The 22,497-nt window shown below is 71.9% G+C and carries 19 protein-coding genes and 1 pseudogene; 10 read left to right on the top strand and 10 right to left on the bottom strand.

All coding sequences use genetic code 11. The features are described from left to right. Positions 1–132: 132 nt before the first annotated feature. Both B4K29_RS08925 and B4K29_RS08920 read left to right on the top strand, forming a co-directional pair. Positions 133–896 (top strand): annotated as a pseudogene (locus B4K29_RS08925) (YeeE/YedE family protein). 91 nt (positions 897–987) lie between these two features. Then, on the top strand, positions 988–1,215 hold the full coding sequence (locus B4K29_RS08920; RefSeq protein WP_019286129.1) for a sulfurtransferase TusA family protein: 228 nt from the start codon (positions 988–990) through the stop codon (positions 1,213–1,215). A gap of 111 nt (positions 1,216–1,326) precedes the next feature. On the opposite strand, the gene B4K29_RS08915 is transcribed toward B4K29_RS08920, so the two are convergent. Next, on the bottom strand, positions 1,327–2,142 hold the full coding sequence (locus B4K29_RS08915; RefSeq protein ID WP_019286130.1) for a hypothetical protein: 816 nt from the start codon (positions 2,140–2,142) through the stop codon (positions 1,327–1,329). Further along, entirely contained in the window at positions 2,139–3,050 is a 912-nt protein-coding gene (locus B4K29_RS08910; RefSeq protein ID WP_205621800.1) for an ABC transporter ATP-binding protein, read from the bottom strand. Before B4K29_RS08910 ends, B4K29_RS08915 begins: the two co-directional genes overlap by 4 nt. A gap of 131 nt (positions 3,051–3,181) precedes the next feature. Here B4K29_RS08910 and B4K29_RS08905 point away from each other — a divergent pair, with 131 nt between their 5' ends. From B4K29_RS08905 to B4K29_RS08895, 3 genes are all read left to right on the top strand, one after another. Further along, a complete protein-coding gene (locus B4K29_RS08905; protein ID WP_029210434.1) occupies positions 3,182–4,384 on the top strand; it encodes a sensor histidine kinase in 1,203 nt (400 codons plus the stop codon). Then, complete coding sequence (locus B4K29_RS08900; protein WP_239266460.1) at positions 4,381–5,040, top strand: response regulator; 660 nt, start codon at positions 4,381–4,383, stop codon at positions 5,038–5,040. The genes B4K29_RS08905 and B4K29_RS08900 overlap by 4 nt, the downstream gene beginning before the upstream one ends. 293 nt (positions 5,041–5,333) lie before the next feature. Continuing rightward, complete coding sequence (locus B4K29_RS08895) at positions 5,334–6,053, top strand: helix-turn-helix transcriptional regulator (RefSeq protein ID WP_239266458.1); 720 nt, start codon at positions 5,334–5,336, stop codon at positions 6,051–6,053. On the opposite strand, the gene aroB is transcribed toward B4K29_RS08895, so the two are convergent. The 8 genes from aroB to B4K29_RS08855 all read right to left on the bottom strand — a co-directional run bounded on the left by aroB (position 6,022) and on the right by B4K29_RS08855 (position 16,329). Continuing rightward, positions 6,022–7,125 (bottom strand): 3-dehydroquinate synthase, encoded by a 1,104-nt coding sequence (aroB, locus tag B4K29_RS08890; protein ID WP_019286137.1) that lies wholly within the window; start codon positions 7,123–7,125, stop codon positions 6,022–6,024. The genes B4K29_RS08895 and aroB overlap by 32 nt on opposite strands. Continuing rightward, positions 7,122–8,120 (bottom strand): shikimate kinase, encoded by a 999-nt coding sequence (locus B4K29_RS08885; protein WP_029210430.1) that lies wholly within the window; start codon positions 8,118–8,120, stop codon positions 7,122–7,124. The genes aroB and B4K29_RS08885 overlap by 4 nt, the downstream gene beginning before the upstream one ends. Beyond that, on the bottom strand, positions 8,120–9,340 hold the full coding sequence (gene aroC / locus B4K29_RS08880; protein WP_286967099.1) for a chorismate synthase: 1,221 nt from the start codon (positions 9,338–9,340) through the stop codon (positions 8,120–8,122). The genes B4K29_RS08885 and aroC overlap by 1 nt, the downstream gene beginning before the upstream one ends. Positions 9,341–9,372: 32 nt before the next feature. Beyond that, positions 9,373–10,194 (bottom strand): shikimate dehydrogenase, encoded by an 822-nt coding sequence (locus B4K29_RS08875; RefSeq protein WP_286967098.1) that lies wholly within the window; start codon positions 10,192–10,194, stop codon positions 9,373–9,375. Next, entirely contained in the window at positions 10,188–11,348 is a 1,161-nt protein-coding gene (mltG, locus tag B4K29_RS08870; protein ID WP_286967097.1) for an endolytic transglycosylase MltG, read from the bottom strand. Before mltG ends, B4K29_RS08875 begins: the two co-directional genes overlap by 7 nt. Then, the gene (gene ruvX, locus B4K29_RS08865) at positions 11,345–11,971 is read right to left on the bottom strand and encodes a Holliday junction resolvase RuvX (protein ID WP_313666865.1); all 627 of its coding nucleotides are present in this window, start codon (positions 11,969–11,971) and stop codon (positions 11,345–11,347) included. The genes mltG and ruvX overlap by 4 nt, the downstream gene beginning before the upstream one ends. Positions 11,972–11,974: 3 nt before the next feature. Next, a complete protein-coding gene (gene alaS / locus B4K29_RS08860; protein ID WP_286967096.1) occupies positions 11,975–14,677 on the bottom strand; it encodes an alanine--tRNA ligase in 2,703 nt (900 codons plus the stop codon). Between the two features lie 284 nt (positions 14,678–14,961). Next, positions 14,962–16,329, bottom strand: coding sequence for a replication-associated recombination protein A (locus B4K29_RS08855; RefSeq protein ID WP_029210424.1), 1,368 nt, complete (start codon positions 16,327–16,329; stop codon positions 14,962–14,964). Between the two features lie 273 nt (positions 16,330–16,602). On the opposite strand from B4K29_RS08855, the gene B4K29_RS08850 reads away from it, so the two are divergent. The 5 genes from B4K29_RS08850 to B4K29_RS08830 form a co-directional block, all read left to right on the top strand. After that, complete coding sequence (locus tag B4K29_RS08850; RefSeq protein ID WP_286967095.1) at positions 16,603–18,240, top strand: peptide ABC transporter substrate-binding protein; 1,638 nt, start codon at positions 16,603–16,605, stop codon at positions 18,238–18,240. A 363-nt stretch (positions 18,241–18,603) separates the two neighbouring features. Further along, the gene (locus B4K29_RS08845; protein WP_029210422.1) at positions 18,604–19,530 is read left to right on the top strand and encodes an ABC transporter permease; all 927 of its coding nucleotides are present in this window, start codon (positions 18,604–18,606) and stop codon (positions 19,528–19,530) included. Beyond that, positions 19,523–20,461 carry an ABC transporter permease gene (locus B4K29_RS08840; protein WP_286967094.1) on the top strand — a complete coding sequence of 313 codons (939 nt, stop codon included), beginning with the start codon at positions 19,523–19,525 and terminating at the stop codon, positions 20,459–20,461. Before B4K29_RS08845 ends, B4K29_RS08840 begins: the two co-directional genes overlap by 8 nt. Before the next feature lie 15 nt (positions 20,462–20,476). Then, positions 20,477–21,526: an ABC transporter ATP-binding protein gene (locus tag B4K29_RS08835; protein WP_029210420.1), complete on the top strand. Its 1,050-nt coding sequence runs from the start codon at positions 20,477–20,479 to the stop codon at positions 21,524–21,526. Further along, the coding region (locus B4K29_RS08830) for an ABC transporter ATP-binding protein (RefSeq protein WP_286967093.1) at positions 21,519–22,497 on the top strand (979 nt) is incomplete at its 3' end. The genes B4K29_RS08835 and B4K29_RS08830, both read left to right, overlap by 8 nt.

Genomic DNA, 22,497 nt, shown 5'->3' with positions numbered 1-22,497 from the left:
TCGTCGTCGCCGTCCAGAGCATCGGCGTCTTCGCGCTGCAGTCGCTCGGCGTCATCGAGCTGTCCGCCAAGCGCCACCGGCACCTACTACCGCGCCGGCGAGGGCCTCGTCGGTTCCTGGATCGCCCTCGGGATGTACGCCCTGTTCTCCGCCGTCATGAAGTACGGCGCACTCAAGGACTTCAACACCGAGATGCGCTCGCACACCGTGCCGGGCACCACGATCCACGACTCGCTCGGCGTGTCGCCCTGGGTGCTGGTGCTCGTGCTCGTCGCCGCGGTCGGCTGGGCCACGGTCCGTCACCTCTCCCGCCAGTCCCTATGGCGAGCCTGCCCGCCCGCCGCTCCGGCCTGGCCCACCTCCTGCTCGAGAAGCCCTGGCACGCGTTCGCCACGGCCCTGGTGATCGGTCTCATCGCGATCGCGGCCTGGCCGCTCAGCTTCGCGGCCGGTCGTCCCGACGGGCTCGGCATCACGACCCCCTCGGCCAACCTCGTCCGCTGGCTCGTGACCGGCAACGGCGCATCCGTCGACTGGGGCGTGTTCCTCGTCCTCGGCCTGCTGGTCGGCTCCTTCGTCGCGGCCAAGGCGTCCGGCGAGTTCCGCGTCCGCGTCCCCGACGCCCGCCAGGCCACCCGCTCGGTCGTGGGCGGGGCGCTCATGGGCGTCGGCGCCTCCCTCGCCGGCGGCTGCACCATCGGCAACGCCATGGTCCAGACCGCGCAGTTCACCTACCAGGGCTGGGTCGCGCTCGTCTTCATGGTGCTCGGCACCGGCATCGGCGTGAAGTTCTTCGTCGGCACCCACCGCCGCGAGGGCGCGCTCACCGGGGCCGACGCGGTGGACGCCGCCGCGGCGCCCGCCGCCCCCACGCTCCGCCTCACGCCCACCCCGTGACCCCGGGCGGATCCAGTCACCCAGGCAACCCAAGGCAACCCGGCCCCTGCGGCCGCACCGTCATCCCACCCCCCACGCTAGGAGAACGATCGTGAAGTACACGCTGGGGACCGAGGGCCAGGTCTGCCCCTTCCCCCTCGTCGAGGCCAAGCAGGCCATGGAGCAGATCGAGCTCGGTGACGAGCTGATCATCAACTTCGACTGCACCCAGGCCACCGACGCCCTCCCCCGCTGGGCCGCCGAGAACGGCTACCCGGTGACCAGCTTCGACCGCGCCGGTGACGCGGGCTGGACCATCACCGTGCAGAAGTCCGCCTAGCCCCTCCGCCCGCGTCGGCGCCGGGCACCACGACCGGGCCGGGCATCTCCCCCCTCGGAGATGACCGGCCCGGAGCCGTGTGCCGTCGGTGTGCCGTCGGCGACCGTTCGCCTACTTGATCTCTCGACGGGCCAGCAGCGCGCTGCCGACCACGAGCGGGAGCAGCACCCAGAGGCCGTAGGACGTGGCGAGGTGCTGCCAGTCCGTGCCGGTCATCTCGCCGCTCAGCAGCGGGGCGGTCGACCGGCTGGTGTCGATCCAGGGCGCCGCGTCGCGGAACCACGCGACGCTGGCGGTGAGGATCGTCAGCACCGTCGGCAGGATGAAGAACGCGGCGATGGCAGCCCCCGGCACCACGATGAGCAGCCCGAAGGCCACGCCCTGCAGCACGCTGAGGATCATCGCCAGCAGCACCCCGCCGATGGGAGCCCACTCGGTCGGCCAGGTGCCCGGCGCGTCCTTGATCGCCATGGCGAGGCCGTTGGCCGCGGCGGCGAGCGCGACCGCGAGCGCCACGGCGAGGACCGCGACGAGGCAGGCGGCGACCGCCTTGGCCGCCACCACCCGCAGCCGGCGCGGCTCCTGGGTGAAGCTGACCAGCCCGGTCCGCTGGGAGAACTCCGACGTGGCGGTGAGGATGCCCAGCACGGGCAGCAGCAGCATGAGCGGCGTCGACGTGGCCCCCAGGAAGGTCATGAAGGTCAGGCTCTCGCGCTCGGCGAACACGAGGACCAGCCCGATCGCGGCGGCCGTCACCAGGCCGATCGTGATGAGCAGCCACCGCCCGGACGCGGTGTCGACGAGCTTGCGCAGCTCGACGTGGAGCAGCCGCCCGAAGGGGATGCCGGGGCGACCGCCGGTGGTGGCCGCGGTGCCGTGGCCGGCCCCACCGCCGTCGGTGCGTGCGTGGGTCGTCGCGGTGCTCATGCCGCGGCCTCCTGCCCGTTGGTGCCGCGCGCGTCGCCCGCGGTCAGCTCGAGGAACATCTGCTCCAGCCCGGCCCCCTGCGCCGGACGGAGTGCGGTGAGGACCACCTGGGCCTCGAGAGCGACGCGGCCCACGGTCTCGGCGTCGGCGTCGACGGTCAGCTCGCCGCCGGCTGCACCGGTGACGGCGTGACCGTCCCGGCGCAGCGCCTCGGCCAGCCGGGCCCCGTCGAGCGAGGCCACGACCGTGCCCTGGCCGGCCAGCAGCTCGCGGGTGGAGCCCTGGGCCACGATGCGCCCGCGGCCGATCATGATGATCTCGTCGGCCGTCTGCTCCACCTCGTGCAGCAGGTGCGAGGACAGCAGGACCGTGCGGCCCTGGTCGGCGAACCCGCGCAGCAGCCCGCGCATCCAGTGGATGCCCTGCGGGTCCAGGCCGTTGGCGGGCTCGTCCAGGATGAGGACCTGCGGGTCGCCGAGCAGCGCGCCGGCGATGCCGAGGCGCTGGCGCATCCCGAGGGAGTAGTTGCGCAGCCGGCGACGTGACTCGTCGGGCGTGAGACCGACGAGCGAGAGCATCTCGTCGACGCGGGAGCGGGGAGCGCCGATGGCAATCGCCGCGAGGGTCAGGGCCTCGCGCCCCGTGCGGCCCACGTGCTGGGCCGAGGCGTCGAGCAGGGTGCCGACCTGCGAGGCGGGGTTGGTCAGGTCGCGGTAGCGCGCCCCGAGGATCCGGGCCTCCCCCGAGGAAGCCGGCGTCAGGCCGCACATGACGCGCATGGCGGTGGACTTGCCCGCGCCGTTCGGCCCGAGGAAGCCGGTCACCACGCCCGGTCGGGCGGTGAAGGACACGTCGTCCACGGCGGTGAAGGCGCCGTACCTCTTGGTCAGGTGGTCGATCTCGATCATGGTGACCAGCCTGGCCCGTGTCCTGCGCCCCGCGCATCGGGCCTTCCGCCATACCGCCGTCGACCATCGGCCACGGTCGCGCCGACCTTGGGATGACGCGCCCACGCCCGTCCGGCTCCTAGGCTGCTGCCATGAGCAGCAGCCGTGCCCCAGATCGGTGGGAGCCGATCTCGGTCTGGGGGCACGTGTGGCGAGAGGTCGTGGCGCTCGCGCTCGGGCTCACGCTGTACGGGTTGATGCTCGACCCGCTGCTGGCCAACCCGGTGGCCGGCTGGGTGCGCACCGTCGACGTGTGCCTCGGCGTGGTCGCGCTGGCCCTGCTGCCCCTGCACCGCCGCTGGCCCCTGGCCGTCCCCCTCGCGCTGCAGCTCCTGTCGGCGTTCTCCGTGCTGGGGGCCGGCGCCGCCGGCATCGGGCTGATCTCCGTGGCGACCCGCCGGCGCTGGCAGCCGATCGCCCTGACGAGCGCCGCCACGGTGCTCGCGGCCGTCGTCAACGGTCGTATCTATCCCGCGGTCGACCCCCTGCCCCTCATGGTGGACGCCGGGATCGTGGTCGTCCTGATCGCCGCCCACGTCGCCTGGGGGCTCTACATCGGGGCCCGACGCGACCTGTTCGCGACCTGGCGATGGCGCGCCGAGACCGCGGAGCGCGAGCAGGCACAACGGGTCTCGTCCGCGCGCGAGGGCGAGCGCACCCGCATCGCGCGCGAGATGCACGACGTGCTGGCGCACCGGATCTCGTTGGTGTCCATGCACGCCGGCGCCCTCGCCTACCGGGAGGACCTGTCCCGCGAGCAGATCCGCGAGGAGGCCGCCATCATCCAGGGCACCTCCATGCAGGCCCTCGCCGAGCTCCGCCAGATCCTCGGCGTGCTGCGCAGCACCCCGGTCGGCGGCACGGAAGAGTCCGTCGAGGCGCCGCAGCCCACCTTCGCCGACATCGGCGCCCTCGTCGAGGAGGCTGGTGCCGCAGGGCTTCCCACGCACCTGACGATCGACGTCCCGGCCGGGGAGCAACCCCCGGTCGCCGTCGGACGCCACGCCTACCGCATGGTCCAGGAGGCCCTGACCAACGTCTGCAAGCACGCACCGGGCGCCGACACCCGGGTGCTCGTGCGTGGTGCGCCGGGGGCCGGCCTGCACCTCGAGGTGGTCAACGAGCCCATGCCCGTATGGCGCCCGCCGTCCGCCTCGATCGGGGGCGCCGGGCTCGGGCTGGTGGGGCTCGCGGAGCGCGCGACCATCGTCGGCGGCACGCTCACGCACGGGCCGGCCCCCGAGGGCGGCTATCGTGTCAGCGCGGACCTGCCCTGGCCCCCGGAGGACTCATGACCGACCCCGTGCGCGTGCTGCTCGTGGACGACGACGCGCTGGTGCGAGCCGGCCTGCGGCTCATCCTCGGTGGTGACGCCTCCATCGAGATCGTCGGCGAGGCCGGGGACGGCCTCGAGGCCGAGCGCCTGGTCACCGAGCTGCGTCCGGCGGTGGTGCTCATGGACATCCGCATGCCCCGCCAGGACGGGCTCACGACCACCGAGCACCTGGTGGCGCGCGCCGGTCACCCGGAGGTCATCGTGCTGACGACCTTCGACGCCGACGACCTCGTGCTGCGGGCCCTGCGCGCCGGCGCGAGCGGGTTCCTCCTCAAGGACACTCCCCCGGCGCACATCGTGGAGGCGATCCATCGCGTGCGTGCCGGCGAGCCCATGCTGTCGCCGACCGTGACCCAGCAGCTCATCCACGCCGTGTCCACCCGCACCAGCGACACGCGCGAGCGCCGCGCCGCCACCCTCGTCTCGGGCCTGACGGACCGCGAGCGGCAGATCGCGCTGGCCATCGGCGAGGGCCGCACCAACGCCGACATCGCGGCCTCGCTCTACCTCTCCGTGGCCACCGTCAAGTCCCACGTCACGCACCTGCTGACCAAGCTCGAGGCGGACAACCGCGTGCAGATCGCCATCCGCATGCACGACGCCGGCCTGCTCTGACCCACCCTGTCCCGGGGGCCGCGCCGGGGGTCGGGGTGGTGCGATCTCTGCGCTTGCCACAGATGACACGTGCTGTCTCATGACACCCGCACCGTCATCTGTGGCAAGTCCGCCTGTCGACCACCACCCAGCCCCGCGGACCGCCCACCCCTGTCCTCCCCCGCTCCCTCAGTCCACCGCGCCCGTAGTCCACCGTGCGGGTTGTCCACAGGTCTGCGGCCGTCCCATCGCGACCCAGACCGGGCTGTGGAGGACCATCCTCTGCTCCGACCGCGAGATCGCACACTCGACGGGTGACCACCGACGACACGCCCGACCGGATCACCCGGATCGTTCGCCTGCTCTCGATGCTCCAGCGCGGGCCGGGGCGGTCGAGCGCCGGGCTGGCCGAGCAGCTCGGCACCAGCCGCAGGACGATCCTGCGCGAGGTCGAGGCCTTGCGCGGCGCGGGGGTGGGCCTCACCACCTCGCAGGACCGGTGGGGGAGCATCCTGCTGGAGGGCCCCTCCCCCGCGGCGGACACGCTGCTGGCGCTGGACGAGGACGAGGCCCTGTCGGTGGCCATGGGGTCGGCGCTGATCATGACCGACGCCCCTGACCTGGGTGGCGGCACCGCCGCTGAGTGTTTCGTCCGGACGGCACGGCTGCTCGGCCCCGGTGGCAGGGCACGCCTACGCACCAGGCTGGTGGAGGGCGGCCTGCTCCCGGACGTCCTGGCCGGTGTGCGGGACCCACGGAGCGACCGGGTGCTGCACGAGTCGCTGCTGACCAAGGTCTGGGCCATCGCCGGCGCCCGTCAGGACGGCCAGCGGGTGACCTTCCGCGAGACGGTGGGTGGCCCGTGGCGGACCTGCGACCCGCAGACGCTGATCGTCACCGATCGGGCCTGGCACCTCGGGTGGACGGGACCGTGGGGTGAGGACCTTACGGCCCGGGTGCACCACCTGCACGACGTCCACCGCGTCCGGTGGACCCACGCGGTCACGGGCGCGTGGCACCACGACCTCGGCTGACGGCGTCGTACGCCGCCTCGAGCCACTCCTCGCGCGGTGCCTCAAGACGCGTGGGCGACCCGACGTCCGTCAGGGCGACGAAGCGCAGGGTGGCCCCGCGTGACTTCTTGTCCCGGGCCATGGCGGTGAGCAGGTCGGTCCAGCGGCCGTCGGCATACGAGGTCGGCAGGCCCACGGCGGCAAGGACGCGACGGTGCCGGTCGACCACCGATCGGTCGAGCAGCCCTGCGGCGCAAGCGAGCTCGGCGGCAAAGACGAGGCCGACCGCGACCGCGTCACCGTGCCGCCAGCGATAGGACTCGACCTGCTCGACGGCGTGGCCGAAGGTGTGGCCGTAGTTGAGGATCTCGCGCAGCGAGGACTCGCGCAGGTCCGCCGCGACGACGGACGCCTTGACCCGGATCTTGCGCTCGACGAGCTCGCGGAGCACCGGCCCGTGGACGTCGAGGGCGGCCTCGGGCGAGGCCTCGACGAGCTCGAGGATGCGGGGGTCGGCGATGAAGCCGCCCTTGATCACCTCGGCCAGGCCGGCGGCGAGGTCGGCGCGCGGGAGGGTCGCCAGGGTGGTGAGGTCGCACACGACGCCGCGCGGCTCGTGGAAGGCGCCGACGAGGTTCTTGCCCTCGGGGGTGTTGATGCCGGTCTTGCCGCCGACGGCGGCGTCGACCATGGCGAGCAGCGTCGTGGGCACGTGCACGACGTCGACGCCCCGCAGCCAGGTGGCGGCGAGAAATCCGCCGAGGTCGGTGACCGTCCCCCCGCCCACGCACACGACCGCGTCGGACCGGGTGAAGCCCGCCTGGCCGAGCTGCGACCACAGCCGCACCAGCACGTCGGCCGACTTGGCGCTCTCGGCGTCGGGCACCTCGGCGCGGTGGACCTGCAGGCCGTGCGCCGTGAGGGCCCCGGCGACCCGCGAGGCACAGGTCTCGACGGCGGGAGAGGACACGACGAGCACCCGCAGCACGCCGTCCCGCAGCAGGCCGGGGACGCGGTCGAGCACGTCGTGCCCCACGACGACGTCGTAGGCGTCGCCGACCGGGATCGTCGTGCCTGCGACGGCGTTGCTCATGCGCTGCCACCCTGGAGGAGCTCGACGACCTGGTCCGCGACGTCCTGGACGCTGCGGCCGGCGGTGTCGACCGTCCAGGTGGCGACCTCGGCGTAGAGCGGCCGCCGGGTCTCCATGTGCCTGATCCAGGAGCGTCGGGGCAGCAGAGCCACCATCGACGAGCTCTGGTCGAAGCCGATGCGCCTGGCCGCGTCGGCGATGCCGACGTCGAGGAAGACGACGGTGTGGTCGCGCAGGGCCTCGCGCACGGTGGGGTCGGTGATGGCGCCCCCACCGATCTCGACGACGCCGTCGCGGGTCAGCACCTGCATGGTCGCCTCGCGCTCGAGCTCGCGGAAGCGCGGCTCCCCCAGGTCGACGAAGACCTCGGACACCGGTGTGCCCGCGAGGCGCTCGACCTCGCGATCGGTCTCGGTGCAGCCCGCCCCGAGCAGCTCGGCCAGGGCGTGGCCGACGGCGGACTTGCCCGAGCCGGGTGGCCCGACCAGCACGACCTGCGGCCGCGAGCGCCGCGGGAGGGCATGGATGATCGACTCGGTGACCTCACCGGCGTCTCGGCCGGTGGTGTCGACCGCGACGTCCGCGGCGTTCTCGTAGACGGGGCGCCGCGACGCGTACAGCTGCGGCACGTCGTGGCGGCGCAGCATCGGTCGCCCCGCCGGGTCACCGGCTCGCGTCAGGGCCTCGTCGAGGTCGACGTCGAGGTGCACGACCTGGTGCGACGCGAGGGCCGCCACGACCTCCGCGGACCCGAGAGCCCCTCCGCCGAGGGCGAGCACGCACGGCTCCTGCGTGGCCAGCAGGTCGAGGACGGTGCGGCGCTCGGCGTCACGGAAGGCCGTCTCGCCGTGCTCGGTGAAGTAGTCCGGGATGGGCATCCCGAGGCGCTCGACCAGCGCGGCGTCGCTGTCGACGAAGGGCAGGCCGGTGCGCGCCGCCAGCTGGCGCCCGACGGTGGACTTGCCGGCGCCCATGAAGCCGACGAGGACGATCATCAGCGCATCGCCTCGGGGATGGCGTCGAGGTAGGCGCGGTGGTTGCGCGCCGTCTCGGCGACGCTGTCGCCCCCGAACTTCTCCAGGCAGGCCTCGGCGAGGACCAGGGCCACCATCGCCTCCGCCACGACCCCGGCCGCCGGGACGGCGCAGACGTCGGAGCGCTGGTGGATCGCGGTGGCCTCGGCATCCGGGTCGAGGACGTCGACGGTGTCCAGCGCCCGGGGGACGGTGGAGATGGGCTTCATGGCGGCGCGGACGCGCAGGGTGTCGCCGTTGGACATGCCGCCCTCGGTGCCGCCGGCGCGGTTGCTGCGCCGGACGATCCGCCCCTCGCCGTCACGCTCGAGCTCGTCGTGCGCGGCGCTCCCCCGCCGCCGGGCGGTGCGGAAGCCGTCGCCGACCTCCACGCCCTTGATGGCCTGGATGCCCATGAGGGCCGCCGCGAGCCGCGCGTCGAGGCGCCGGTCCCAGTGGACGTGCGAGCCGAGGCCCGGCGGCAGTCCGACGGCCACGACCTCGACGACGCCGCCGAGGGTGTCACCGTCCTTGTGGGCCGCGTCGATCTCGGCGACCATCGCGGCGCTCCCGGCCTGGTCGAACGCCCGCACCGGGTCGGCGTCGAGCGCGGCGACGTCGTCGGGACCGGGCACCGCCGCGTCGTCGGACACGCCGGCCTCCCCGATGGCGACGGTGTGCGACACCAGCCGTATGCCGTAGGCCTGCTCGAGCAGGGCCGCCGCGATCGCGCCCAGCGCCACGCGGGCCGCCGTCTCGCGGGCGCTCGCCCGCTCGAGCACGGGGCGGGCGTCCTCGAACGCGTACTTCTGCATGCCGACGAGGTCGGCGTGGCCGGGGCGCGGGCGCGTGAGGGGCTTGTTGCGCGCGATCTCCTTCGGCGCGTTGACGTCGTCGCTGGCGGCATACGCGGCGTCCTCGACGGGGTCGGGGCTCATCACGGTCTGCCACTTGGGCCACTCGGAGTTGCCGATCCGCAGGGCGACCGGGCTGCCGAGGGTGAGCCCGTGCCGGAGGCCGCCGATGATCTCGATCGCGTCCTGCTCGAACTTCTGCCGGGCACCGCGGCCGTAGCCGAGGCGGCGCCGGGCGAGGGCCCCGGCGATGTCGTCGCTCGTCACGCGGATCCCGGCCGGCAGGCCCTCGATCGTGGCGGCCAGGGCGGGGCCGTGCGACTCACCGGCAGTCAACCAACGCAGCATGTCCTCGATCCTCCCACGCCGCGTGGGGTGGGCTAGCGCCCCGTCCACGCTCCAGACGCGGCGTCGAGCAGCACGGACGCGGGCACGGGGCGCCCCGTCATGAGCTCGACCTGCAGGGCACCCTGGTGGGCCAGCATCTCCAGCCCGGAGACGACCGGGGCACCCGTGGCGGCAAAGGTCCGCGCGAGCGTGGTCGGCCAGTCCTCGTAGATCGCCTCGAACAGCGCCGGCAGCCGGGGCACGTCGGCGAGCTGCGCGGCGACGGCGTCCGCCCCGCGACCCGGGAGGGTGTCGATCACGAGGTCCGCGTCGCGGACGAGGGCGTTCACCTCGTCGAGCGGGTGAGCCGACCAGGCGACGCCCAGCTCGTCGAGCAGGTCCCCGGTCTCGGGCCGGACCTCGGACCGTATGCCGAACGCCACCGTCCGGGCGCCCAGCTCGCGCACGGCGGCGAGGGCCGACCGGGCGGTCGCCCCCGACCCGAGCACGAGCACGTGCCGGGCCGACGTGACGCGGTGGTCCGCCAGCGCCTGGCGGACGCCGTGCACGTCGGTGTTGTAGGCGTCCCAGCCGAGGTCGGGCCGCCGCACGAGGGTGTTGGCGCCGCCCACGCTCTCGGCCACGGGGTCCACCGTGGTGGCCAGCGACAGCGCAGCCTCCTTGAGGGGCATGGTCAGCGACAGGCCCCGCCAGCTCTCGTCCAGGCCCGCCACGAGTGCGGGCAGCTCGGCCGCCTCGCACTCGCGCCGGTCATAGGTCCAGTCCGACAGCCCCAGGTGCGCGTAGGCCGCGCGGTGCATCACCGGCGACAGCGAGTGGGCGATCGGCGACCCGAGGACGCCCGCCCTCAGCACTGGCCCTTGTGCGCCTGGCACCACGCCTGGAACCGCAGGACGGCCTTGTCGTGATCCGCCTTGTTCTCGGTGAACACAGTCTCGCCGGTCGCCGGGTTGATCGTCACGAAGAACAGCCAGGGCCCCTGCGCGGGGTTGACGGCCGCCTTGATGGAGGCCTCGCCGGGGTTGCCGATCGGCCCGACGGGCAGGCCGTCGCGGGTGTAGGTGTTGTAGCCGTTGACCTGCGCGCGCTCCTCGTCGGTGGTCGTGATGACCCGCTTGCCGGTGGCATAGGCGACGGTGGAGTCGAGCTGCAGGCGCATCGGCACGGCGAGGCGGTTCTCCAGGACCCGGGCGACCTTGCCGCGGTCCGCGTCGAGGCGCGACTCGGACTCGACGATGCTGGCGATGATGATCGCGCGCTCGGCCTTGCCGTCGCTCACCCCGAGCTCGGCGAGGACGTCCTTGGTCTTGGCGACCATGGCGGCGAGCTGCTCGGCGGCCGTGCTCTTGGCCTTGAACTCGTAGGACGAGGGGAACAGGTAGCCCTCGACGTTGCCCTTGGCCGAGCTCGGGAGGTTGAGCGCCGCGGTGTTCTTGGCGGCCTTCTCGTAGTCCGCGACCGGGATGCCGGACGCCTTGGACAGGACCTTGTAGACCTCGCTGGCCCGCATGCCCTCGGGCACGGTCACGCGCTTGACGACGCGGTTCTTGGGGTCGGCGAGGTAGGCGAGGGCGGCCTTGGCCGGCTGGTGCTCGGCCATGAGGTAGTCGCCCGGCTGGATCGACTGCGCACGGGTGTCCTCGCGCGCGGCGTCGACGAAGGCACCGGCGGACTTGACGACGCCGGCCTTCTCCAGGGTGTCCCCGATGGCCCGGCCGTTGGCGTTGGCGGCGATCGTCACCGGCACCTTCTTGCCCGTGGCGTCGCTCGCGGCGTAGTCACCGCCGCCGAGGAAGCCGGCGACGACGGGCTTGAGCACGAGCCCGGCGACCAGCACGGCAGCGGCCAGGGCGACCAGGAGCAGGAGGATCAGCAGCGGGCCGCGCCGGCGCCGGTGCGGCGGACGGCCGGTCGGTGACGCCCCCGTCGTGCCGCCTCGCCCGTGGTCACCGGGGCCGGACCCGTCCCGACCGCCGAAGATCGAGTCGCTCAGGTGCTGGTCGGTCACGGGCTGGGGTCCTTGTCGTCGGGCTCGACCGGCGCCTCGGGCCGGGCGCCGGCTCCCCGTCCCCGGTGCCGCGCCTTGCGGGGGCGGGCGGGGATCGAGGCGGTGGCGCGACTGGCGTCCACCGCGGGTCCGGGCTCCGCCTCGGTCGAGGAGCCGGCCCTCCTCCCGGTGGATCGCTCGTGGTCGAGGGCCACCTGGAGGATCAGCACCGCGGCGGCCTGGTCGATGACCTGGCGCTGGGCCCGGGCCCGGCGCCCGCTGTCGCGGAGCTGTCGTGCGGCGTCCACCGTGGTCAGTCGCTCGTCGACGAGGCGGACCTCGACGCTCGGGCCACCGGCGGCGGACGGGGTCGAGCCTAGGAGACCGGCGGCGAACTCGCGCGCCCGACGCGCCGACTCGCCCTCTCCCCCGGCGAGGGTGCGGGGCAGCCCGACATAGACGACGGACGCCCCGACCTCGGCCGCGAGGGCGGCGACGGCCGCGACGTCCGTGTGCCGTCCGGGCACGTGCGCCACGGTCGCCTCGGGCGTCGCGATCAGGCCGTCCGGGTCGCTGCGGGCGACCCCGACACGCACGGTGCCCACGTCCACGCCGAGGCGCACGCCGCGGGGCAGGTCAGCCACGGGTCACCGCTGGGTGGCGCGGGCCCCGACGGTCCACTCGACCTGGGTCAGCGCATCGCCGATCTTGGCGGCATCCTGCCCGCCACCCTGGGCCAGGTCGTCCTTGCCGCCACCGCCCCCGCCGAGCGTCTGCGCGGCGACGCGGACGAGCTCGCCGGCCTTGATGCCCCACTCGCGGGCCCGCTCGTTGGTGGCCACGATGACGACGGGGCGACCCTTGGACTCGGTCGCCGCCGCGACGACGGCCGGGCGGTCGTTGCCGAGACGCCCGCGCAGGTCCAGGACGAGCGCCCGCAGGTCGTCGCCGCTCACGCCCTGGGCCTGGTGGCCGACGAAGCTGACGCCGTAGACGTCCTTGGCCTCGCTCGCGAGCCGGCCCGACGCGGCGAGCGCCTGCTGCTGGCGCATGGCGGTGATCTCGCGCTCGGCGTCCTTGAGCTTGCCGAGGATCGAGGAGATGCGCTCGGGCAGCTCCTCGCTGCGGACCTTGAGGTCGGCGGTGAGCTGGCCGACGATCGCGGCCTCGCGCGCCAGGAAGTCGTAGGCGTCCGAGCCGACGAGGGCCTCGACCCGGCGCACGCCGGAGCCGATGGACGCCTCGCCGAGGAGCTTGACGACACCGAGCTGGCCCGACCGCTGCGCGTGGGTGCCGCCGCAGAGCTCACGGGCCCACTCGCCGACGGAGATGACGCGGACCTCGTTGCCGTACTTCTCGCCGAACAACGCCATCGCGCCGGTGGCGACGGCCTCCTCCTGGGTCATCACGTCGGCGCGGACCTCGAGGTCCTCCAGCAGCATCGTGTTGACCTTGGACTCGACCTCGTTCAGCACCGAGACCGGCGCGGCGGAGGTGGCGTTGAAGTCGAACCGGAAGCGCCCGGGGGCGTTCTCGGACCCGGCCTGCGTCGCGGTGTCGCCGAGGGCCTCGCGGATCGCCTTGTGCACCATGTGGGTCGCGGTGTGGGCGCGGCTGATCGCGCGGCGGCGCTGCAGGTCGACCAGCGCGTGCGCGGCCAGGCCGGGCACGACCTCGCCGGACACGACGGTGGCCTTGTGGACGATGAGGCCGTGGATGGGCTTCTGGACGTCGCGCACCTCGATGACGGCGCCGTTGTCGAGCTCGATCCGCCCTCCGTCGGCGAGCTGGCCGCCACCCTCGGCGTAGAAGGGGGTGCGGTCGAGGACGATCTCGACGTCCTGCCCCGCGGCCGCGGACCGGGTGGACTCGCCGTCGACGACCAGACCCGAGACGCGCGCCTCGGACCGGACCTCGTCGTAGCCCGTGAACTCGACCGCGTGGCCGAGGGCGTCCGCCAGCTCGCGGTAGGCGTGGGCGTCGCCGTGCCCCTGCTTCTTGGCCCTGGCGTCCGCCTTGGCCCGGGCCCGCTGCTCGCCCATGAGGCGGCGGAAGCCCTCCTCGTCGACGGAGACGCCCTGCTCGGCCGCCATCTCGAGGGTCAGGTCGATCGGGAAGCCATAGGTGTCGTGGAGCTGGAAGGCCTTGTCGCCGCCCAGCACGCCGGCGCCGGAGGTCTTGACCGCCGAGACCGCGCTGTCCAGGATCGTGGTCCCGCTCGTGAGGGTGCGGCGGAAGGCCTCCTCCTCGGCATACGCGATCTGACTGATGCGCGAGAAGTCGCGCTTCAGCTCGGGATAGGACCGGCTCATCTGCTCCATCGACACGGGCAGCAGCTCCGGCAGGGCGGGCGTGGTCACGCCGAGCAGGCGCATCGAGCGCACCGCGCGGCGCAGCAGCCGCCGCAGCACGTAGCCGCGACCCTCGTTGCCCGGGGTCACGCCGTCACCGATGAGCATGAGGGACGAGCGGACGTGGTCGGCGACCACGCGGAAGCGGACGTCGTCGTCGTCGTTCGCGCCATACGTCCGGCCGGAGATCGCCTCGGCCCGCTCGATGACGGGATAGACCTCGTCGATCTCGTAGAGATTGTCCACGCCCTGGAGCAGGAAGGCGACGCGCTCCAGGCCCATGCCGGTGTCGATGTTCTTGGCGGGGAGCGGACCGACCACGCGGAAATCGTCCTTGGCCTTGACGTCGGTGATCTCCTCGGTCTGGAAGACGAGGTTCCAGATCTCGAGGAAGCGGTCCTCGTCGGCCTCGGGGCCACCGTCCGGGCCGTACTCCGCGCCGCGGTCGATGTAGATCTCGGAGCAGGGGCCGCCCGGGCCCTCGACACCCATGTGCCAGTAGTTGTCCTTGAGGCTGCGACCCTGGATCCGCTCCGGCGGGACGCCCACCGCGACCCAGTGGTCGTAGGCCTCCTTGTCGCCCTCGGGGTAGTCCGGGTGGTAGCCGGGGCCGAGCACCGTGACCCAGACCTTGTCTGGGTCGAAGCCGAGGAAGCCGTCCTCCTGGCGCCCGGTGACGAGCTCCCAGGCGAAGCGGATCGCCTTCTTCTTGAAGTAGTCGCCGAAGGAGAAGTTGCCGTTCATCTGGAAGAACGTGCCGTGGCGGGTGGTCTTGCCGACCTCCTCGATGTCGCCGGTGCGCACGCACTTCTGCACGCTCGTGGCACGGAGGTAGGGGGCGGTCTCCTGCCCCAGGAAGTACGGCTTGAACGGCACCATGCCGGCGTTGACGAACAACAGGTTGGGGTCGTCGTAGAGGAGCGGGGCGCTGGGGACGACGGTGTGTCCCTTGCCCTCGAAGTACGCGAGCCAGCGACGGCGGATCTCGGCGGTTTCCATGACGGGTCAGTCCTTCTCTCACAACAGGTTCGGGGTGCAGGCGCGGGCATCGGCCGGGGCCTGGCAGAGCAGTCGAATGACGGGGAGGGGTCGCCTGCGCGCACGCAGGCCGGAGCGGGGGCGGCCGCCCCTAGATAGCTCGGGCTCGGCCCACCGCGTGGCTCGCGGCGGCCGCTGCGCGTGCTGCGGTCGCTGCGATCACTGCGCGACGGGTGCCGGGGACCACGGCGCTCACCTCCGAGGGGTCGTGGCGTCTGCGGCCAGCCTACCCCGAGCGTCCTGGCTCACCGCCGGTCGTGCAGGGCGGTCCGCAGCCACGCCCACCGGCTCGCCAGGCGCTCCTCGAAGCCGCGCGTGGTGGGCCGGTAGTAGTCGACGGTGCGGTCCAGGTCGTCCGGGAGGTACTGCTGGGCCGCCACACCCTCGTCGAGGGCGTGCGGGTAGACGTAGCCGTCGCCGTGCCCGAGCCGCGACGCGCCGGCGTAGCCCGACCCGCGCAGGTGGGCGGGGACCGCACCCCCGCGGCCGGCGCGGACGTCGGCGATCGCCTCGTTGATGCCCGTGTAGGCCGCGTTGGACTTGGGCGCGAGCGCGTTGTGGACGACGGCCTGCGCGAGGATGAGCCGCGCCTCCGGCATGCCGATCTGGGCCACGGCGTGCATCGCGGCCACGGCGGTCTGCAGCGCGGTGGGGTCCGCCATACCGACGTCCTCGGAGGCCGCGATGACCACCCGGCGGGCGATGAACCGCGGGTCCTCCCCGGCCTCGAGCATCCGCGCGAGGTAGTGCAGCGAGGCGTCCACGTCGGACCCCCGCATCGACTTGATGAGTGCCGAGGCGACGTCGTAGTGCTGGTCGCCGGTCTTGTCGTAGCGCACGACGGCCTTCTCCACCGCCTGCTCGACGTGGGCGGACGTGATGACGACGGGTTCCCGGTCACCGTCCCCGACCGGGAGGTCGCCGAGGGCCACCCCGGCCGCGCCCTCGAGGGCCGTGAGCGCGCGGCGGGCGTCTCCCCCGCTGATGCGCACGACGTGCTCGCGCGCCGCCTCCTCGAGCGTGAACTCCCCCGCCAGGCCTCGCTCCTCGACGAGTGCGGCGTCCAGCACCTCCCCCAGGTCGGCGTCCGTCAGCGACCCCAGCGTCACGAGCACCGAGCGGGACAGCAGCGGCGCGATGATGCTGAACGACGGGTTCTCCGTGGTCGCCGCCACCAGCACGACGAGGCGGTTCTCGACCGCCGGGAGGAGCGCGTCCTGCTGGGCCTTGGTGAACCGGTGGATCTCGTCGAGGAAGAGCACGGTGGTCCGGCCGTAGAGGTCGCGCTCGCGCACGGCCTCGTCGATCACCCGGCGCACGTCCTTGACCCCCGCCGTGATGGCCGACAGCTCGACGAAGCGGCGGCCGGCGGCGGTCGCGACGAGGTGGGCGAGGGTGGTCTTGCCGGTGCCCGGGGGACCCCAGAGGATCGCGGAGAGGGGGCCGACCGCACCCGAGTGACCCTCGATCAGCCGCCGCAACGGGCTGCCCGGACGCAGCGCCGCGGACTGGCCGCGCACCTCCTCCAGGGAGCGGGGACGCATGCGCACCGCGAGGGGCGGCAGGGGTGCGTCGGAGCTGCCGGGGGCGGCGAACAGGTCCGGGAGATCCACCGGCCCAGTCTCGCAGACGTGCCCCTCGGGGTGGTCGGTCCAACTGCTGCCGGGCTCGCCCGTCCGGCGGCACGTCTGGTCACGAATCGGTATCGACGCCGCCCCGGGGTCTGGACCCGGCCCCGGGCCGACCTAGAGTGTGGCCACGGTTCCCCGCTCGCACGAGGGCAAAGGCGCGCTCGCTCGGCTGGGATCACACCCTGGCCGCCATCCGTCAGGGTGATCACCACAGGTCCGTCCCATCAACGGACCCGTTCGAGGAGGTCTATCCCTATGCGAGCCACCACTCGCCTCACCCTCACCGCGACCGTCTCGGCGTCGGCAATGCTGCTGGCCGCCTGTGGCGGCGGTTCCGGCAGCTCCGGCTCCACCGGCAGCGGCGACTCCGCCGGCAAGCAGGGCGGGTCCATCTCCGTCCGTGGCTGCAACCCGGAGAACCCCCTGATCCCCGGCGCCACCACCGAGACCTGTGGTGGTGACGTCATCGACGCCGTCACCGCGCGTCTCGTCCACTACAACGTCGACACGGCCAAGCCCGAGAACGACATCGCCGAGTCCATCGAGACCAAGGACAACCAGAACTTCACGGTCAAGCTCAAGAAGGGCTACAAGTTCTCGGACGGCACCGAGGTCAAGGCCAAGAACTTCGTCGACGCGTGGAACTACACCGCCCTGTCGACCAACGCCCAGGGCGCGTCCTACTTCATGGAGCCCATCGAGGGCTTCGCCGACCTGCAGGCCGAGGAGGGTCAGACGCCCAAGGCCAAGACCATGTCGGGCCTGAAGGTCGTCGACGACACCACCTTCACCATCAAGACCACGGACAAGGTCTCGAACCTCCCCGAGCGCCTCGGCTACTCGGCCTTCGCGCCGCTGCCCGACTCGTTCGCCAAGGACCCCAAGGCGTTCGGCGACAAGCCGATCGGTGCCGGCCCCTACACGGTCGAGTCGTGGACCAAGAACCAGGCGATCGTCCTCAAGAAGAACCCGAACTACTCCGGCGCCAACAAGGGCTCCCTGGACCAGATCACGTTCAAGATCTACCAGGACTCCTCGGCCGCCTACAACGACGTGATGGCCGGCAACCTGGACGTCACCGACGAGATCCCCTCCTCGGCGATCACCGCCGACAAGTACAAGACGGACCTGCCCGACCGCAACGCCCAGAAGGAGTACGGCGGCATCACCACGATGACCTTCGCCTCCGCCAAGGCCGACCCGGCGGTCCAGAACCCCAAGGTGCGTCAGGCCATCTCCATGGCCGTCGACCGCGAGGCCGTCATCAAGTCGCAGTTCAACGGCACCCGCACCCCGGCCACCGGCTGGGTCGCCACGACGGTCAACGGCTACAAGGCCGGCGCCTGCGGCGAGTTCTGCACCTACGACGCCGCCAAGGCCAAGGCGCTGCTCCAGGAGGCCGGCGGCTTCAAGGGCAAGCTCACCCTCTCCTACAACGCCGACGCGTCGCACAAGGACTGGACCGAGGCCACCTGCCAGTCCATCAAGGAGGCGCTCGCGATCGACTGCGTCGCCACCCCGGTCGTCGACTTCAAGACCTTCCGCACGCAGGTCAAGAAGCGCGAGATGAAGGGCCTCTTCCGCACCGGCTGGCAGATGGACTACCCGTCGATCGAGAACTTCCTCACCCCGATCTTCGCCACGGGTGCCTCCTCCAACGACGGCGACTACTCCAACAAGGCCTTCGACGCCAAGCTCAAGGAGGCCGCCGCGGCAACCGACTCGGCCAAGGCCAACGAGCTGTACCAGGAGGCCGAGGGCATGCTCAAGGAGCAGATGCCGGCCATCCCGCTGTGGTACCCGAAGTCGACCATCGGCTGGTCGCCCAAGGTCACCAACGTCAAGATCTCGGCGTTCGGCAAGCCGGACTACGTGGGCATCAAGCTCAAGTGACCCAGCGGTCGTCCGCTGACAGGTGACACCTGATCCGTGGGTGCCCGGCACGTGCCGGGCACCCACGGCTGTGACGGCGGCCGGTGCACAACGGGATTCGCCGTCCGCGGACCTGCAGCACCCGGGTATCACCCCGGCGACCGGCCCCCAGCCAGGGACCGGTTACCCTGTAGCCGCTCGTTCTTCCCATCCACCCCTACCGGGGTACAGACCCAGCCATCACGTGAGCAAGGGCGCCGCGTGAGCCGCTCGTCCGACGACCATCCCCACGGCGGACGAGGGCGCCGGAGCTCCACGCTTGGAGCACGACTTCGAGCCGTCTGCGGCCCAGCCGCCGCAGGCACGACCACCTGAGGAGGTGTCGTGACCAAATACATCATTCGCCGGATCCTGCAGATGATCCCGGTGATCATCGGGGCCACGTTCTTGATCTTTGCCATGGTGTTCGCCCTGCCGGGCGATCCGACCGAGGGCAAGTGCGGCGAGCGCCCCTGCTCCCCCGCCTACATCGAGAAGTTCCGCGCCGAGCACAACCTCAACGACCCGCTGGTCGTCCAGTACGGCAAGTACATGGGCAAGCTCGTCCAGGGCGACCTCGGCACCAACTTCTACAACATCCCCGTCGCCGAGGACCTGTCCTCCCGCTACGTCATCACGGCCAAGCTCGCCGCGATCGCCATCGCCTTCGAGATCGTGATCGGCCTCGTGGCGGGTGTGCTCGCCGGCATCCGCAAGGGCAAGTTCATCGACAACCTGGTGATGGTCTCGACCCTCGTGGCGATCTCCATCCCCTCGTTCGTCATCGGTTCGACCCTGCAGTACCTCCTCGGCGTGCGTCTGCGGTGGTTCCCCGTGACCGCGGCCAACGACCCGACCCTCTACGACCTGGTGCTCCCCGGTTTCGTCCTCGGGTCGCTGTCGATCGCCTACGTCGCCCGGCTCATGCGCACCAACCTCGTCGAGAACCTCCGCGCCGACTACGTCCGCACGGCGATCTCCAAGGGGCTGACCCGCCAGCGCGCCGTCGGGCTGCACGCCATGCGCAACTCGATGATCCCGGTGGTCACCTTCCTGGGCGCCGACTTCGGCGGCCTGCTCGGCGGCGCGATCATCACGGAGCGCATCTTCAACATCAACGGCGTCGGTGGCTACATCTTCACCGGCATCCGCAACCGCGACGGCATCGCCGTCGTCTCGGCCGTGACGATGCTGGTGTTCGTGTTCCTGCTCGTCAACCTGCTCATCGACCTGCTCTACGGCCTGCTCGACCCGAGGATCAGCCATGACTGACGCCAACACCGCCACCGTCGCCGCCACCGAGGTCGCCCCGGCACCCGCTCAGGGCGGCGGCGAGGAGGCCCGATCCCTGTGGTCCGACGCCTGGCGCCAGCTCCGCAGGAACCCGCTCTTCTGGATCTCGGCCGCGCTCATCCTCATCTTCCTGCTCATGGCGTTCATCCCCCAGCTGTTCACCCGCATCGACCCGACCTCCGGCTCCCTGCGCCACGTGCGCGAGTCCATGAGCGGCGAGCACTGGTTCGGCACCGACAAGCAGGGGCGGGACATCTACGCCCGCACCATCTACGGCGCGCGGGCGTCGATCATCGTCGGCGTGCTCACGACGCTGAGCACCACGATCGTCGGCGGTGCCCTCGGCATCGTCGCCGGCTACCTCGGCGGGTGGCTCGACGCGCTGCTCATGCGCGTGACGGACATCTTCTTCGCCATCCCCATGCTGCTCGGCGGCATCCTGTTCATGGCCTCGTTCCCGTCCAACGCCAACACGTCCTACTGGGTCGTCGTGGGCAAGGTCGTGCTGGTCATGACGGTGTTCGGCTGGCCGGGCATCGCGCGGCTCATGCGTTCCGCCGTGCTGCAGGTCAAGTCCCTCGAGTACGTCCAGGCGGCGCGGGCGCTCGGCGCCGGGCCGGGCCGGATCATCCTCGGCCACGTCCTGCCCAACGCCGTCGCCCCGGTCATCGTGGTGGCGACGATCAACCTGGGTGCCTACATCGCCACCGAGGCGTCGCTGTCCTTCCTCGGCATCGGCCTGGTCCCGCCCACCATCTCGTGGGGTGTCGCCATCTCGGACGCCCTCGACACGGTGCGCACCTCGCCGCACATCCTGCTGTTCCCCAGCCTGTTCCTGAGCCTCGCGGTCCTGGCCTTCATCCTCCTGGGTGACGCCATCCGCGACGCGCTGGACCCCAAGTCTCGATGAGGGGCTGACACACACATGTCTACGACCCACACCGCCCGCCACGCGCGGGCACCGCAGGAGGCCGGCTCGGCCTACCAGCCGACCGACGGCCGGCTCCTGGACGTGGAGGACCTCCACGTCGAGTTCCACACGGCCGACGGGATCGCGCGGGCCATCAACGGCGTCAACTTCACGCTCAACGCCGGAGAGACGCTCGCGATCCTCGGCGAGTCCGGCTCCGGCAAGTCGGTGACCGCCCAGGCCATCATGGGCATCCTCGACATGCCCCCGGCCAAGATCCCTCAGGGCTCGGTCCGCTACTGCGGGCAGGAGCTGCTGACCATGCCCGAGGACCAGCGGCGGCACGTCCGCGGCCCGGAGATCTCGATGATCTTCCAGGACGCCCTGAGCTCGCTCAACCCGGTGTTCCCGGTCGGCTGGCAGATCGCCGAGATGTTCCGCCAGCACCGCGGGATGAACCGCACCGACGCGCTCGAGCAGGCCGTGCGCCTGATGGAGCGCGTGGCGATCCCCGGGGCCAAGTCGCGCGTCAAGGCCTTCCCGCACCAGTTCTCGGGCGGCATGCGCCAGCGCATCATGATCGCGATGGCCATCGCCCTCGACCCGGCGGTCCTCATCGCCGACGAGCCGACGACCGCGCTCGACGTGACGGTGCAGGCGCAGATCATGGGTCTGCTGGCCGAGCTCCAGCAGGAGCGTCAGATGGGCCTGATCCTGATCACCCACGACCTCGGGGTCGTGGCCGACGTCGCCGACCGCATCGCGGTGATGTACGCCGGCCGCATCGTCGAGCAGGCGGACGTCTACGAGCTCTACCGCAAGCCAGCCCACCCCTACACCAAGGGGCTGCTGGACTCCATCCCGCGGCTGGACCAGAAGGGCGAGACGCTGTCGGCGATCGGCGGCCTGCCGCCCAACCTGATGCGGATCCCCCCGGGCTGCGCCTTCAACCCGCGCTGCCGCTATGCCCAGGACATCTGTCGCGTGGACCGTCCGGAGCTGCTCGAGGTGGCCCCCGGCCGCCTGTCCGCGTGCCACTTCTCCCAGGAGGTGCTCCATGGCTGAGCCGATCCTCGTCGCCAAGGACCTCGTCAAGCACTACCCCATCAAGGGCGGCATCCTCCGCACCACGACGGGTCAGGTCAAGGCCGTCGACGGCGTCTCCTTCGAACTGCTCAAGGGCGAGACCCTCGGCATCGTGGGCGAGTCCGGCTGCGGCAAGTCGACCCTCGGACGTCTGCTCATGCGCCTGGAGGAGCCGACGTCGGGCACGCTCGACTTCGACGGCATCGACATGTACGCCCAGAAGGGCGCGGCCATGCGCAAGCTGCGCCGCGACATCCAGATCGTGTTCCAGGACCCCTACACCTCGCTCAACCCTCGCAAGACGGTCGGCGACATCGTGGGCGAGCCCTTCGACATCCACCCGGACGTCGTGCCCAAGTCGGGTCGTCGCAAGGCCGTCCAGGACCTGCTGGACCTGGTCGGGCTCAACCCGGAGCACATCAACCGCTATCCCCACCAGTTCTCCGGTGGTCAGCGGCAGCGCATCGGCATCGCGCGCGGCATCGCCCTCAACCCCAAGGTCCTGATCTGCGACGAACCCGTCTCGGCTCTGGACGTGTCGGTGCAGGCGCAGGTCGTCAACCTGATGGAGAAGCTCCAGACGGAGCTCGGCCTGTCCTACATCTTCATCGCCCACGACCTGTCCGTCGTTCGTCACATCTCCGACCGCGTCGGCGTGATGTACCTCGGCAAGATGGTCGAGCTGGGCACCGAGGACGAGATCTACGAGCGGACGACGCACCCGTACACCCAGGCGCTGATGTCGGCCGTCCCCGTGCCGGACCCGACGCTGCGCGGCAAGCGCGAGCAGATCGTCCTGCAGGGTGACGTGCCGTCCCCGGCCAACCCGCCCGCCGGCTGCCGCTTCCACACGCGGTGCTGGAAGATGCAGGAGATCTGCAAGACCGAGGTGCCCGAGTTCATCGACCGTCCGGACGGCTTCCAGGGGCACCGCAGCGCCTGCCACTTCC

The sequence above is a fragment of the Arsenicicoccus sp. UBA6765 genome (assembly GCF_002453335.1).
In the GTDB taxonomy this organism is placed as follows: Bacteria; Actinomycetota; Actinomycetes; order Actinomycetales; family Dermatophilaceae; genus Arsenicicoccus; species Arsenicicoccus bolidensis.
Note: the sequence above shows the minus strand (reverse complement) of the source record. Positions and strands in the feature narration are given on the sequence as shown.

Coding starts and splice junctions, on each gene's coding strand:
- B4K29_RS08915 (WP_019286130.1), bottom strand. CDS start 2,142: ATGAGCACCGCGACGACCCACGCACGCACCGACGGCGGTGGGGCCGGC.
- B4K29_RS08910 (WP_205621800.1), bottom strand. CDS start 3,050: ATGATCGAGATCGACCACCTGACCAAGAGGTACGGCGCCTTCACCGCC.
- B4K29_RS08905 (WP_029210434.1), top strand. CDS start 3,182: ATGAGCAGCAGCCGTGCCCCAGATCGGTGGGAGCCGATCTCGGTCTGG.
- B4K29_RS08900 (WP_239266460.1), top strand. CDS start 4,381: ATGACCGACCCCGTGCGCGTGCTGCTCGTGGACGACGACGCGCTGGTG.
- aroB (WP_019286137.1), bottom strand. CDS start 7,125: ATGAGCAACGCCGTCGCAGGCACGACGATCCCGGTCGGCGACGCCTAC.
- B4K29_RS08885 (WP_029210430.1), bottom strand. CDS start 8,120: ATGATCGTCCTCGTCGGCTTCATGGGCGCCGGCAAGTCCACCGTCGGG.
- aroC (WP_286967099.1), bottom strand. CDS start 9,340: ATGCTGCGTTGGTTGACTGCCGGTGAGTCGCACGGCCCCGCCCTGGCC.
- alaS (WP_286967096.1), bottom strand. CDS start 14,677: ATGGAAACCGCCGAGATCCGCCGTCGCTGGCTCGCGTACTTCGAGGGC.
- B4K29_RS08850 (WP_286967095.1), top strand. CDS start 16,603: ATGCGAGCCACCACTCGCCTCACCCTCACCGCGACCGTCTCGGCGTCG.
- B4K29_RS08840 (WP_286967094.1), top strand. CDS start 19,523: ATGACTGACGCCAACACCGCCACCGTCGCCGCCACCGAGGTCGCCCCG.
- B4K29_RS08835 (WP_029210420.1), top strand. CDS start 20,477: ATGTCTACGACCCACACCGCCCGCCACGCGCGGGCACCGCAGGAGGCC.